The sequence below is a fragment of the Staphylococcus gallinarum genome, from assembly GCF_000875895.1.
Taxonomy (GTDB): domain Bacteria; phylum Bacillota; class Bacilli; order Staphylococcales; family Staphylococcaceae; genus Staphylococcus; species Staphylococcus gallinarum.
Map to the genome: position 1 here is coordinate 1 of NZ_JXCF01000264.1, position 241 is coordinate 241.

1 pseudogene is annotated in these 241 nt (G+C 27.8%); it reads right to left on the bottom strand.

Annotation, left to right across the window (positions count from 1 at the left end):
• A pseudogene (locus SH09_RS15705) lies at nucleotides 1–241 on the bottom strand (replication initiation factor domain-containing protein); the annotation flags it as partial.

The window sequence follows — 241 nt, forward strand, 5'->3', positions numbered from 1 at the left end:
TTTCTAATTTACCCCATGTACTTTCTTCATGAATTAGCATATAAATCATTGCTTGGTCTTTTACTTTTTCTAAACTAGACCAATCTGGTTTCAAAATATGTAAATCATTAAAACAATCGTCCCAATAATCAACCATATCTCTTTTTAATTCAATTTCTACACGCCATAAGTGTTCAGACATAACTTCAATGTCTGCATTATCCTTACGTTCTTGTTTTTTATTATAAATTCTAATAAATCT